The organism is Cryobacterium soli (assembly GCF_003611035.1).
Classification (GTDB): domain Bacteria; phylum Actinomycetota; class Actinomycetes; order Actinomycetales; family Microbacteriaceae; genus Cryobacterium; species Cryobacterium soli.
Genome location: NZ_CP030033.1, coordinates 3,109,501 through 3,122,596, shown reverse-complemented (window position 1 = coordinate 3,122,596; position 13,096 = coordinate 3,109,501). Strand labels below are relative to the sequence as shown.

The 13,096-nt window shown below is 68.6% G+C and carries 10 protein-coding genes; 3 read left to right on the top strand and 7 right to left on the bottom strand.

What is annotated here, in order from left to right; translation table 11 throughout:
* The first annotated feature begins 12 nt into the window (after positions 1-12).
* A complete protein-coding gene (locus DOE79_RS14495; protein ID WP_245976954.1) occupies positions 13-684 on the top strand; it encodes a hypothetical protein in 672 nt (223 codons plus the stop codon).
* A complete protein-coding gene (locus tag DOE79_RS14490) occupies positions 681-3,038 on the top strand; it encodes a YhgE/Pip family protein (RefSeq protein WP_245976953.1) in 2,358 nt (785 codons plus the stop codon). Before DOE79_RS14495 ends, DOE79_RS14490 begins: the two co-directional genes overlap by 4 nt.
* A 74-nt stretch (positions 3,039-3,112) precedes the next feature.
* Here the strand turns inward: DOE79_RS14490 and DOE79_RS14485 are convergent, their stop codons facing one another.
* A complete protein-coding gene (locus DOE79_RS14485) occupies positions 3,113-4,129 on the bottom strand; it encodes an aldo/keto reductase (RefSeq protein WP_120339119.1) in 1,017 nt (338 codons plus the stop codon).
* Positions 4,130-4,345: 216 nt separating this feature from the next.
* Here DOE79_RS14485 and DOE79_RS14480 point away from each other — a divergent pair, with 216 nt between their 5' ends.
* Positions 4,346-5,389, top strand: coding sequence for a Y-family DNA polymerase (locus DOE79_RS14480; RefSeq protein WP_162942764.1), 1,044 nt, complete (start codon positions 4,346-4,348; stop codon positions 5,387-5,389).
* Between the two features lie 87 nt (positions 5,390-5,476).
* Here DOE79_RS14480 and DOE79_RS14475 read toward each other — a convergent pair whose 3' ends face one another.
* The 6 genes from DOE79_RS14475 to DOE79_RS14450 all read right to left on the bottom strand — a co-directional run bounded on the left by DOE79_RS14475 (position 5,477) and on the right by DOE79_RS14450 (position 12,958).
* Positions 5,477-7,840 (bottom strand): type VI secretion system tube protein Hcp, encoded by a 2,364-nt coding sequence (locus DOE79_RS14475; protein WP_162942763.1) that lies wholly within the window; start codon positions 7,838-7,840, stop codon positions 5,477-5,479.
* Positions 7,841-8,159: 319 nt separating this feature from the next.
* Complete coding sequence (locus tag DOE79_RS14470) at positions 8,160-9,347, bottom strand: NAD(P)-dependent malic enzyme (RefSeq protein ID WP_120339116.1); 1,188 nt, start codon at positions 9,345-9,347, stop codon at positions 8,160-8,162.
* 216 nt (positions 9,348-9,563) lie between these two features.
* A complete protein-coding gene (locus DOE79_RS14465) occupies positions 9,564-11,240 on the bottom strand; it encodes an MDR family MFS transporter (protein WP_245976952.1) in 1,677 nt (558 codons plus the stop codon).
* A 13-nt stretch (positions 11,241-11,253) separates the two neighbouring features.
* Positions 11,254-11,874, bottom strand: coding sequence for a TetR/AcrR family transcriptional regulator (locus DOE79_RS14460; protein WP_120339114.1), 621 nt, complete (start codon positions 11,872-11,874; stop codon positions 11,254-11,256).
* Positions 11,875-11,920: 46 nt separating this feature from the next.
* Positions 11,921-12,295, bottom strand: coding sequence for a DUF4440 domain-containing protein (locus tag DOE79_RS14455; protein ID WP_120339113.1), 375 nt, complete (start codon positions 12,293-12,295; stop codon positions 11,921-11,923).
* A 33-nt stretch (positions 12,296-12,328) separates the two neighbouring features.
* The gene (locus DOE79_RS14450) at positions 12,329-12,958 is read right to left on the bottom strand and encodes a TrmH family RNA methyltransferase (protein WP_120339112.1); all 630 of its coding nucleotides are present in this window, start codon (positions 12,956-12,958) and stop codon (positions 12,329-12,331) included.
* Positions 12,959-13,096: the final 138 nt, after the last annotated feature.

The following is a 13,096-nucleotide window of genomic DNA, read 5'->3' as shown; positions in this document are numbered from 1 at the left end:
CTGCAATGGAGCATGCCGCCCGGACAGACATCCGGCTACCGGGTGCCGCCCCACCTCGAAGAAGGCTCCAGCATGCGCATCACCCTGACCAACGTCACCAAGGGTCCGAAGGACTCGGCCCTCCCCCTCACCTCACTCGAATTCGAGTCCGGCGCCGTCACGCTCGCCCAGGCCGAAACCGAACGCCGCCCCACGGTGCTCGGGCTCATCGCCTCCGGCCGGATGCGACCTGATGCCGGCACCGTCACCCTTGACGGCCACACCGACTACGCGGGTCTCCGCCGCCACATCGCCCTGATCGACGCGCTCGGTGTCTCCGAGCCCGCGCCCGATGTGACAGTGGCCGAGGTGGTGTCGGAGGAACTCATGTTCGCCGGCCGCGTGGGCCACCGCCGCGCCGTCTCCCAGCTGCTGAGCGAGCTGGGGCTGGCCGACCAGGCCCGGGCCAATATGGCCGACCTCGCCCCAGACTCCCGCATCCACCTGCTCACCGAACTGGCCGTGCTGCGAGAGGACGTGCGGGGCATCGTGCTCACCTCCCCCGACCGGCACGGCGGCGATCCGCTGGGCTGGTGGCAACTCGCCGGCGACCTCGCCGTGCGCGGCTACGCCGTGCTCGTCATCGCCGGCGACGCGTCGGCCCACGCCATCAACGCCCTCGACCGCTCCGGAGCCGAACTGTGAAGATCTTCGCCATGATCCGCGCCGAACTCGCGCGCCTGACCGCCACCACCATGTCCCGGGTCGCCCTCGTGGCCCTCATGCTGGTTCCCGTGCTCTACGGCGGCCTGTACCTGTGGGCCAACCAGGACCCGTACGCGGGCCTGGACCGCGTGCCGGTCGCCCTGGTGGTGGCCGACACCGGCGCCGAGTCCGACGGCACGACCACCAACTACGGGTCGGATGTCGCCGAGCAGCTCATCGACGACGGCACCTTCGATTGGCACACCGTGACCGCCGCCACCGCCAAGGCCGGCGTCGCCGATGCCACCTACGACTTCAGCGTCACGATCCCCGCCGACTTCTCCAGCTCGATCGCCTCCTCGTCGACCGACTCACCGCACCAGGCCACGATCACCCTCACCACGAACGACACCAACAGCTACCTCGCTTCCACGATCGGCAGCCAGGCGGCGCAGAGCATCCGCGACGCCATCGTGGCCCGGGTCAACGAGCAGGCCGCCGACCAGCTGCTCATCGGGCTCTCCGACATCCGCTCGAGCCTGGTGGACGCGGCCGACGGCGCGGGCCAGCTGACGGATGGCGCGGGCACCGCCGCCGACGGCGGCTCCAGCCTGGCCGATGGCGCCAGCCAGCTCGCTGACGGTACCGGCCAGCTGGCCACGGGTGCCGGCAGCCTGGCGGACGGCACCGGCAAGGTCGCCGACGGCGCCAGCCAGGTGGCCGACGGCACTGGCCAGGTGGCCTCAGGTGCCGATGCCCTGGCCACGGGAGCGGGCACCCTGAGCACGGGCGCCGGCAGCCTCGCCGCAGGCACCGCCCAGGTTGCCACGGGCGCCGACTCGCTCGCCACGGCGACGGGCCAGGTGGCCGACGGCACCGCCGCCCTCTCTCAGGGCGCCGCCTCCCTCGTCGAGGGCACGGCCAAGGTCTCGGCCGGGGCCGATCAGGTCTCCGCCGCCGCCCAGAAGGTGGCCGACGGCACCACAAAGCTGAACACGGCCGCGCAGGAGGCATCCGCCGGCGTCGCCGGGGCCGGGGCCGTCTACACCGACGCGCAGGCCGCCCTGGCCAAAGAACTCACCGCCGACGGCCTGAGTCCCACCCAGGTCGAGGCGGCCCTGGCCACCCTGGCCCCGATCGGCACCACCCTTACCCAGAGTGGAGCAGCCCTCACCCAGGCCGGCACCGCCATCGCCACCCTGTCGACCGGCACCACCGAGCTGGCCGCCGGGGCCGCCGCGACGGCTGCCGGCGCCCAGCAGAGCGCCGCCGGGGCGACGACCCTGGCCACCGGCGCGGCCACCGCGTCGACCGGAGCCCGCCAGACGGCCGACGGGGCCGCCACCCTCGCCAGCGGCGCCCACCAGAGCGCCGACGGCGCCGCCGCCCTCGCCACCGGAGCCGGACAGGCCGCCAGCGGAGCGGCCACCCTGGCCGCCGGAGCCGACAAGACCGCCGCGGGCGCGGCGACCCTGAGCACCGGGGCGGCCTCCGCCGCCGACGGCGCAGCAACCCTGAGCACGGGCGCGAGCTCGGCGAAGACCGGCGCGGAGAGCCTCGCCACCGGCGCATCTTCGCTCAGCGACGGGCTGCTGGGGCTCAAGACCGGGGCGGGCACCCTCCGCGACGGGCTGACCAACGGGGTCAACAGCATCCCCGACACGGATGCCGCCACCCGCGACCTGCAGGGCTCCACCATCGCCGACCCTGTCGACCTGCAGAAGGCGGCCGTGACCTCCGCCGGAACCTACGGCGCCGGGCTCGCCCCGTTCTTCGCCAGCCTGGCCGGCTGGATCGGGATCTACGCCCTGTTCCTGATCGTGAAGCCGGTCTCCCGCCGCGCCATCACGGCACTGCACTCGCCGCTGAAGATCACCCTGGCCGGCTGGCTCACCCCGGGCATCCTCGGGCTGCTGCAGATGGCGGCACTGTTCGGGATCCTCACCGGCGTGCTGCACTTCGAGGTGCACAACCCGTTGGGCACCTACGCGATGATGGGGCTGGCCGCGATGACATTCGCCGCGATCATCCTCGCGCTGAATGTGTGGTTGGGCAGCGTGGGCCAGTTCGTCGGCCTCGTGCTCATGGTGATCCAGCTGGTCACCGCGGGCGGCACCTTCCCGTGGCAGACCCTGCCGGCTCCCCTGGCGTTCCTGCACCACGTGATGCCGATGAGCTACGCGGTCGACGGCATCCGTCAGCTGATGTACGGCGGCAACCCGGCCACCGCGTTGAACGACGCCGGTGTGCTGCTGCTCTGGCTCACCGGGGCGCTTGTGCTCGCCGCGATCGGCGTGGTGCGGATGACGCACTTCCGCACCCTGCGCGACCTCAAGCCCAGCCTGATTGGCTAACCGGAACGGCCGCCGCCCCCGCTCAATGCGACGGCGGCGGCCGTTTCAGATCTGTCCAGCTTGGCGCCGCGGATTCAGCGGCGACGGGCCGCCGGCCTGAGTTCGGCCGCGCCGTAGCTGTTGTCGTCGGGGTTCATCGTGACGCCGGGGGCGACGAGTTCGTCGATGCGGTCGAGAATCTCCGCCGACAGGGTCACGTCCGCGGCTGTCAGCTGGGAGTCCAGCTGCTCCATCGTGCGCGGACCGATGATGGCCGAAGTGATGCCTGGGTGGTTGATGACGAAGGCGATCGCCAGCTCGATCAGGGTGATCCCGGCGTCGTCGGCGACCTGGGCGAGCGCATCGACCACCTCGAGCTTCTGCTGGTTGGCGACGCTCGTCATGTCGAACCGGGCGCCCGGGCGGGCCGCCGATGTGGGGGTGGGCGCGGTGTCCTTCCGCCACTTGCCCGAGAGCCAGCCGCCGGCCAGGGGGCTGTAACTGAGGGTTCCCATGCCGTAGCGCTGGGTGGTCGGCAGCACGTCCTCCTCGATGCCCCGCACGAGGATCGAATACGGCGGCTGCTCGGTGACGAACCGGGCGAGGTGGCGGTCGCGGGCCGCGACCTGGGCCTCGACGATCTGGCTGCCGGAGTAGGAGGACGAGCCGATGTAGCGCACCTTGCCCTGGTGCACGAGGTCGGTGAGGGCGCCGAGGGTCTCCTCGACATCCATCAGCGGGCTGGGGCGGTGCACCTGGTAGAGGTCGATATAGTCCGTGTTCAGGCGCCGGAGCGAGTCTTCGACGGCGCGCACGATGTAGCGACGCGACCCGCCGCTCTGATTGGGACCTGCGCCCATAGGCATGAAGAACTTGCTAGCGAGCACGACGTCGTCGCGCCGGCCCGCGAGCGCCTTGCCCACGATCTCCTCGGACTCGCCGCCGGAATAGACGTCTGCGGAGTCTACGAAGTTGATGCCGGCATCCAGGGCGTGGTGGATGACGCGAATCGAGTCGTCGACATCCCGGTTGCCCCAGGCCCCGAACATCATCGTGCCCAGGCAGAGCGGGCTGACCTCGACTCCGGTGCGTCCCAGTAGGCGGTACTCCATGGTGTTCTCCAAGCTGTTCGTCGTTGGTGCGCGTGTCTGTGGATGACCGGGGAGTTTGGAGTCGCCCCGGCCTCCTGTCGAGCGTATGCGGGCGTCTCCGCGCGAAACAGGCTCTGTCGGGGCCCCTCTGGCTCAGGCCCGGATGCCGGGCCGGCACCCGTGCGAAATCGAACACCTGTACGATTGAGGGATGGCGCAAGCGGGGACGGAACGACGATGACGGCCGGCCCGCTCCTGCATGCCGACGCCGACTCCTTCTTCGCCTCGGTCGCGTTGCGCTCCCGGCCGGAACTGGCCGCGCAGCCCGTCGCCGTCGTGGCCCACGTGTACATCGCCAGCGCCACCTATCCGGCTCGCGCCCGCGGTGTGCGCGCCGGGATGCTGGCCCAGGATGCGCTTCGGCAGTGTCCGGAGCTGATTCTGATCGATGTGCCCCGGGCGGAGGTGGAGGAGGTGGGCGACGCCCTGTTCGACATCTTCCATGACTCGGCCGTCGCCGTCGAGCCGGGCTCCATCGAGGAGGCCTTCCTCGACGTGGGTGCGGCCGATCAGGCGGGCGCCGTGGAGGCCGGGCAGGTGCTGCGCCGACGGGTGGCCCGTGAACTGGGCATCCCGATCAGCGTGGGCGTGGGCCGTACCAAGCTCATGGCCAAGCTGGCCTCCCGCCGGGCCAAGCCTGACGGGCTCTTCGTCATCGACGCCGCCGAGGAGACCGTCTTGCGCACGACCCTGCCGCTCAGCGAGGTCTGGGGCATCGGCGCCACGACTCTGACGCGGCTGAACCGGATCGGGGTGGTCCGGCTAGCCGACGTCGACGGGATTCCGCAGAACGAGCTGCAACACGTGTGCGGTACCGCCATGGCCCGCCGCCTGTGGCGCATCCGCGAGGGCACGGACGACGCCGTCGTGCGACCGGTTGAGGCACGCACCTCTCTCACCGCCGAGGGATCAACGGCCGGCTACGAACGTCCCGACAAAACCCCGACCGAACTGGTGCAGGCCTGTGTCGACCGACTTTGCAAGCGAGCGGAGCGGGCCGGGCTCGCCGGCACGGGGATCACGCTCGCCCTGCGGCCGGAGCCCGGCGGCAAGGCGATCGTGCTCAAGCGCACGCTCGTGGCGGCGACGACCGGCCGGGACACCTGGCTGGCCGTGGCTGCCGATTTACTCGCCGGCGAGCGAGTGCCCCGGCTGGCCGGACTGCGCGTCACCCTGACCGGACTTCTCCCCCTCGACCGGGTGCAGCACACGCTGTTTTGAACGACACGCGAATGCTCGAGCAAGGCACGCTCCGAGAGCATGAGGCGCCTGGTTAGGAAACACTGATTCAGGATGAAGCGCAGCAGGTCACTCGCCGGTATTGGTTGCGACGTTCCAGGTGAAGGTCTCATTCTCGCCACCGCCGAGGCCGTCGTCGTCACGGTTCCATGTGATGGCCGGGTAGTTGAATTGCACCTGGTCGAACAGAGAGGGCGAACCGAGAACCAGTTTGGTGACAATACTCCCGGTGAGGACGGTCTTGGCGGTGCAGGTGGAGGACTCGCATCCGGCGATTTCAACCGTGGGAAAAGGCACGCCACTGGTGACGCCACGCAACAAGGCCAGGGTGCCAGGGCCGGTGCGGGTCTCCGCGACGATGTCGGAAAAAGACGGCTTGCCGGCGCCCCCGCCCGCCCCAACGTGGGTGGTGCCGGTTTGGGTGAAAATTTGGCTCCAGCTGCGGGTGGAAAGAACGGAAGGGGGGCCCGATCCGGCCAAAATCGTGGTGGTGTACGTCGTGTCCTTCGTCGATGCAGCCCGGGTCGCGCCGTTCGCGGTGACTAACAGGCTCTGAGCGATGTCCCAGGTGTAACTGACCGCCTGCGGCGTGCGGAGGAGAGTCGAGACCTTCTCGGTGCTGAAGTTCAGCTGAACGACCACAGTTGACTGTGTTGGTTCCTGTTGGAAATCAAGGCTCACGATCAACACGTCGCTCATGGAGAGCTCCAGAGTGCAGCTCCCAGAGACCTCACCAGGTTTGCACATCTCGACCCTGGCTTCGGCCAGATGGGTGCCCTTGGCGAGGGCGATCAGCTTGTTGACCATGGCCGAGTTCATCGGGAGCGTCGCTACGACGTCTCCGAAAGAAACCTTGCCCGTGCCGGCGCCAGCACCCATTTGCGTAGTTCCGGAGTTGGTTATCTCTTGGGTGAAACCGGTGATCTGTACGGCCGGGTCGGTGCCGAGCACCATCCGGTAGGTGAGATCGTTCGGGTTGGGGTCGACGGCATCCGTGCCGCCGGCGGGACCGGCAGGCCCGGCAGGTCCTTGCGCCCCTGCGGCGCCGTCCTTGCCGGCTACCCCAGGAATGCCCTGAGCGCCCTGCGGCCCTGTGGAACCATCGGCGCCGACAGCACCGGCAGCACCGGCAGCACCGGTCAGTCCCGCGATTCCCTGCGGGCCGATCGGCCCCTGCGGGCCGATGAGGCTTTGCGAGGTTCCCGGCCATGCGCCGGCAGATTTCGGACCGAAGACGACGAAATTCGTGGTGTCCAGGTAGAAGTCATCGTCAGCGCCCACGGCGTCCGCGGGCCGGCCCGATCCGTTGAGGATGCTCGCCCCATTCGTGCCCGGAAGGCCCGTTGCGCCCGTTGCGCCGGCACTCCCGTTTGCACCCGTGGCACCGGTGGCCCCGACGTCACCCTTCGCACCAGTCGCACCTTGGGCGCCGTCGACACCATCGGTGCCGTTCGCGCCATTCGCGCCATTCGCCCCGTTCGCGCCGTTCGCCCCGGCCACACCGGTCGCCCCGGTCGCTCCGGTCGCTCCGGTTTCACCCTTGACCCCGTCAGTGCCATTGGTTCCGTTGGTGCCGTCAGTGCCATTGGTTCCGTTGGTGCCGTCAGTGCCATTGGTTCCGTTGGTGCCGTCAGTGCCATTGGTTCCGTCCGCGCCGTTGGTTCCGTCCGCACCGTTGGTTCCATTGGTTCCGTTGGTTCCGTCAGTGCCATTGGTTCCATCGGTGCCGTTGGTACCGTCCGTGCCGTTGACACCATCCGCGCCTGTGGCACCCTTGGCACCCGCCGCACCTGTCGCACCATCGAGCCCCTGTGCGCCGTTGGTGCCATTGGTGCCGTTGACGCCATCAGCGCCGTCGCTGCCGTCAACACCGTCGGTCCCATTGGTGCCATCAACGCCGTTGGTGCCGTTGGTGCCGTTGGTGCCGTCAGCACCATCAGCGCCATTGGCGCCATCAACACCGTTTGTGCCATTGGTGCCGTCAGCGCCATTCGCACCTGTGGCGCCGTCGATACCGTTGGTACCGTTTTCGCCGGCAGCGCCGTCTGCACCCGAGCCACCGTCCGCTCCAGTGGCACCGTCCTCCCCATCGGCACCCGCGCTTCCGGTATCACCCTTCTCCCCGCGCGCGCCATCAACGCCGTTCGTACCGTCTACGCCCGGTGCACCGGTCGCTGGCACGCCCGGGACGGTCTGTGCGGGTTGGTCACCGTTCACGGCCACCGCCGCAGACCAGGAGACTGCGGCTTCAGAGGGACCACAGGATGGCGCGGTATCCGACCCGAACGAGACGGCTGAGAACTGCAGCGTGGCGCTGTCGAGGCAGGCGTTGAACGTGTCCGGTTCCTGAGGAGTACAGCCCACCAACAGCAAGGAGGCGACCACGGCGGCACTTACTAGGGACAGGCGTGGTGTCTTGGCGCTACGAACCATGGAAGGTGCTCCTCGGAAACTGAACGATGGGGAGCACCCAGGCAGTGGGCTTGACCTCCTCCATAAGGAGGCGGATCAGACGGGTGCTAGCGAAGGCTACTGGCTATAGCAGGTCTGTAGGGGCACAATCTAGATTCTTTCGTCACGAATTCAATTGCGGATGTAGTGTGCCGAAACAGACGTGTCCAGGCGGGTCTCGACAGGGTCGACTGACGGTCGGAGACCAACCACAGACCGGCTCCGCGGGTCTCGACAAACCCGACCAACGAGGGGGAACGAGGGGGAACGGGCGGCGGACTCGGACGGCGCCGCTGGAGGGTCAGACGGCGGCGATCACCGCGGCGGCCACGGCGGATGCGACGCGCTCGTCGAACGGGCTCGGCACGATGAAATCGGCGGCCAGGTCGTCGCCGACCAGGTCGGCGATGGCCGCGGCGGCGGCGATCTTCATGGCGGTGGTGATCCGGCGGGCACCGGCATCCAGTGCGCCGCGGAAGATGCCGGGGAAGGCCAGCACGTTGTTGATCTGGTTGGGGTAGTCGCTGCGTCCGGTGGCGACGATCCTGGCGTAGCGGGCGGCCACCTCGGGCGCCACTTCCGGGTCGGGGTTGGAGAGGGCGAAGATCATGGCGTCCTCGGACATCGTGGCGAGCAACTTCTCGTCGACCGTGCCCGAGGAGACGCCGATGAAGACGTCTGCGCCCACCAGCGCCTCGGCCGGGCCGCCGTGGATCTGGTGGGGGTTGGAGCGAAGTGCGAACCGGGCCTTGACGCCCAACAGGTCGAACCGGCGATTGCTCAGGATGCCCTTCGAGTCCAGCACCAGCACGTCTTCGATACCTACCTCCAGCAGGAGGGCGGCGATGGCGATGCCCGCGGCGCCCGCTCCGGAGACGACGACCCGGAGCCCGCGGAGGTCGCGGCCCGACACCTTGGCGCCGTTAGTAAGCGCTGCGAGCACCACGACGGCCGTGCCGTGCTGGTCGTCGTGCATCACGGGCATATCGAGGGCCTCGATCAGCTTGGCTTCGAGCTCGAAGCAGCGCGGCGCCGAGACGTCTTCGAGGTTCACGGCGCCGAAGCTGTGCCGCAACCGCACCAGGGTCTCGACGATTTCGTCGACATCGGTGGTGTCGAGCACCAGCGGGATCGAGTTGAGCCCCGCGAAGCGCTGGAACAGCGCGGACTTGCCCTCCATCACGGGCAGAGCCGCCGCCGGGCCGATGTCGCCCAGACCCAGAACCGCGGTGCCGTCGCTGACGACGGCAACGAGTCGGCTGGCCCAGGTGTGCGAGGCGGCGACGGCGGCATCCGTGTGGATGGCCCGGCTGACCTCGGCCACGCCGGGGGTGTAGACGACGGCCAGGTCGCGCGCGGTGTCGATGGGGCGGGCCAGCTCGATGCGCAGCTTGCCGCCCTCGTGGGCAGCGAAGATCTCGTCGGTGCTCACGGGGATACTGATGTCGGCACCGGGGACGGTGGTCGGGGCGGGCAAAGTGAGGGACATGGCACGGGCCTTCGCAGTCGAGGGAAAGCCGCACACTCGTGGGGACTACCCGAGACCGGCCTGGATTCAGGCTAGGGCCCCCGCGGCCCGAACACCCGGGACCATTGGCCTATGGCGCCTCTGCCGACCGAACCTGATTCAGCGACGGAAGCGACTCGCGCCAAAATGCCCCCTCGCACACGGCGAAGAGGCATTTTGGTGCAACTCGGCGAGTAGCTAGCGGGGCTCGGGCTCCTTCAGCGCGTCGTCGGCGCGGTTGTCCGCGGGCGTGGCAGCCCCCGAAGCGGCACCCGCACCCGTGTGGCCGTGGTGAGCGGCCTCGAGAGCCTCGGCCTCGGCTCCGCCGACCGCCTCGCCCCGGGCGACCATGCCGGCCACGTCGGAGAGCGGGATCTGCTTGAGCACGAGCGCCAGGATGAACGCGATGCCGATGAACGGCAGCAGGTACCAGAACACCGGAGCGAGTGCATCCGCGTACGCTGCCACAACACCGTCACGCACGGCGTCGGGCAGGGCGTTGAGCGTCTGCGGGTCGATGCTGGCGGTGGCGCTGGCTGCATCCGTCGCGTTCGCGCCGGCGCCGGCGAAGACCTCGGTGAGGTTGGCGGTGAGGCGGGTGGTGAAAATGGTGCCGAACACGGCCACACCGAGCGCCGCCCCGACCTCGCGGAAGTAGTTGTTCGTGCTCGTCGCGGTGCCGATCATGGACGGCGCGACCGAGTTCTGCGAGACCAGCACGACAACCTGCATGATCAGGCCGAGGCCGGCGCCGAACACGAACAGGTAGACGCAGATCAGCCAGATCGGCGTCTCCGCGGCCAGGGTGGTCATGGCGACCATGGCCAGCGCCGTGAGGATGGTGCCGAGGATCGGGAACATCTTGTACTTGCCGGTCTTGGTGATGGCGATGCCCGAGATGATCGACGTGCCGATCAGGCCCACCATCATCGGCAGCATGAGCAGACCGGATGCCGCGGCGGACGTGCCCGAGGACATCTGCAGGAAGGTGGGGACGAAGCCGATGGCCGAGAACATACCCAGCCCCAGGGTGAGGCCGATCGCGGTGGCATTGATGAAGGTGGGGTTGCGGAACAGCGACAGCGGGATGATCGGGTCCTTGGCGCGGGCCTCGACGAGCACGAAGAGGAGCGCGGCCACGACGAGACCGGCACCGAACAGCCAGGTCTCGATGGCGTCCCAGCCGTGGGCGGAGTCGCCGCCGAAGTCGGTGAAGAAGATCAGGCAGGTCGTGAAGGCGGAGAGGAAGACCACACCGAGGATGTCGATGGGCTGGGTGGCCTTCTTGCTCGGCAGCCGCAGGGTGAACCAGGCGATCGCGAAAGCGATGATGCCCACGGGGATGTTGATGTAGAACGCCCACTGCCAGGTGAGGTGGTCGACGAAGAAGCCACCGAGCAGGGGTCCGCCGACGGCGGAGAGTCCGAACACCGCGCCCAGCGGGCCGAGGTACTTGCCGCGCTCCGAGGCCGGCACGATGTCGGCGATGATCGCCTGGGAGAGGATCATCAGGCCACCGCCACCGAGGCCCTGCACGGCGCGCCAGGCCACCAGCTGGGTGAAGTCACCCGCGAAGGCACAGCCCACCGAGGCGAGGGTGAACAGCGCGATCGCGATAAGGAATAGGTTGCGACGGCCGAGCACGTCACCGAACTTGCCGTAGACCGGCATCACGATGGTGGTCGCGAGCAGGTAGGCCGTGGTCAGCCAGACCTGGTGCTCCACGCCGCCGAGCTGGCCGACGATGGTGGGCATCGCGGTGGAGACGATGGTCTGGTCGAGGCTCGACAGGAGCATGCCGGCGATCAGGGCGCCGAAGATGATCCAGATTCGCCGCTTGGTGAGGAGCAGCGGCGCCTCGGAAGTGATGGTCACGAAATGTTGCCTTTCAGAGGTGGGTGGGCACGGCCAGGACGAGGCGCATGGCATCGAGCGAGGTGGTGAGAATGGTGGCGAAGTCGGTGTCGTTGGCCGGGTCGACCAGGGTCTCCGCGGAGGCCTTCATGAGGGTGGCCAGGATGCTCACGATCGCGACGGCACGCGGATCGTCGGCGTCGACGCCCTGCCGTTCGGCGATGAGCCCGCGCATCTGGCGGTCGCGGTCCCGCGTCATGCCGATGAAGCGGGCCAACAGCCGCGGCTCGCGCTCCAGGGCCGCCATGAGGTCGGCGTGTTCCCGCGGATCCATGGCGTTGGATTCGATGTGCTCGACGGCGAGGTCGATGAGGTCGTTGAGCACCTGGGGCCAGGTACCGGCGCCGCGGGCCAGGAACCGCTCGGCGAAGCTGCGGTACTCGTCGTCGGGGTTGGCTCCGATGACGGCGTCTTCCTTGCTGGCGAAGTAGTTGAAGAAGGTACGGCGCGATACCCCGACGGAGTCGCAGGCCTCCTCGATGGTGAAGCCCGCCAGGCCGCGCTCCGCCGTGAGGCGACGAGACACAGAGGTGAGGCCGGCGGCCGTTTGGCGCATCCGTTTCTCGACGCGCGTTGGCGTTGCACTCTCAGACATAGAGTGCAGCTTTGCACTTTGCGTGACGAAGTGCAAGTCTTTGCGTTTAGACGGGCGACTCCTGATGGGCCGCGATGGACCAGCCGCCGTTGTTCTCGTCGAAGAGATAGGTCGTGGACGTCTGCAGCTCGGTGACCACGTCGCCCCGCCAAGCGAGCGACCGGTAGACCAGCACGCCGGCGTGCTCACCGACCCGAATCACGGCCGGATCGTGCAATTCGTAGCGGTCCAGCGGGCCGGCGGCGGCCAGGGCGGCGCGCACGTGGTCCCGGTCCACCACCTGGCCCGGGAGGATGAGCAGGGCGTCACCGGTCATGGTGCGTTGGTAGTAGTCGCCGCCCTTACCCGCGAGGATGGCGCGCCATCCGTCGTGGGCTTCGTGCAGGAGCCTGGCAGGGAGATCGTCGGTGATCACAGTCATGACCCCACGCTAGACCCGGCGGGGTGCGGATGGTCAGAATCTGTGCTGGAGAATCCAGGAGTGCATGGTCACAGCCGCTGCCGCGGAGGCGTTGATGGAGCGAGTCGAGCCGAACTGGCTGATCTCCACCATGGCGTCGCCGGCGGCGACGGCCTCCGGTGAGAGGCCGGGGCCCTCCTGTCCGAAGAGCATCACACACCGCTCGGGGAAGCGATAGGTCTCCATGATCACGCTGCCGGGCAGGTTGTCGATGGCGATGATGGGCAGGGATTCGGAGTGCGCCCATTCGACGAACGCCGCCACATCCGGATGGTGCATCACGTGCTGGTAGCGGTCGGTCACCATCGCGCCGCGCTTGTTCCAGCGCTTACGCCCCACGATGTGCACGGTGTCGGCACCGAACGCGTTCGCGCTGCGCACGATGGAGCCGATGTTCATGTCGTGCTGCCAGTTCTCGATGGCCACGTGGAACGGGTTGCGCTTCTCGTCGAGGTCGGCGACGATCGCCGCCATTTTCCAGTAGCGGTAGCGGTCGATCACGTTGCGGGTATCGCCCCGCTCAAGCAGTTCGGGATCGTAGTACGGCTCGTCCGGCCAGTCGCCGATCCACGGGCCGACCCCGTAGGTGGACAGCTCTGGCGTGGGGTTCAACGGTTCTGGCACTCGACCACCGTATCCCGGCTGGGCGGCCGCCAACGCGGGGCTGTCGACCGCGACTGGCGGCGCATACTCAGCTTCCGCCCATTTCGGGTTCGCTAGCCTTGTGCGCAGGGTGCTCATTGCCGGCCCGACAGGTGCGAG

Coding starts and splice junctions, on each gene's coding strand:
- DOE79_RS14495 (WP_245976954.1), top strand. CDS start 13: ATGCCGCCCGGACAGACATCCGGCTACCGGGTGCCGCCCCACCTCGAA.
- DOE79_RS14485 (WP_120339119.1), bottom strand. CDS start 4,129: ATGGAGTACCGCCTACTGGGACGCACCGGAGTCGAGGTCAGCCCGCTC.
- DOE79_RS14480 (WP_162942764.1), top strand. CDS start 4,346: ATGACGGCCGGCCCGCTCCTGCATGCCGACGCCGACTCCTTCTTCGCC.
- DOE79_RS14475 (WP_162942763.1), bottom strand. CDS start 7,840: ATGGTTCGTAGCGCCAAGACACCACGCCTGTCCCTAGTAAGTGCCGCC.
- DOE79_RS14470 (WP_120339116.1), bottom strand. CDS start 9,347: ATGTCCCTCACTTTGCCCGCCCCGACCACCGTCCCCGGTGCCGACATC.
- DOE79_RS14460 (WP_120339114.1), bottom strand. CDS start 11,874: ATGTCTGAGAGTGCAACGCCAACGCGCGTCGAGAAACGGATGCGCCAA.
- DOE79_RS14455 (WP_120339113.1), bottom strand. CDS start 12,295: ATGACTGTGATCACCGACGATCTCCCTGCCAGGCTCCTGCACGAAGCC.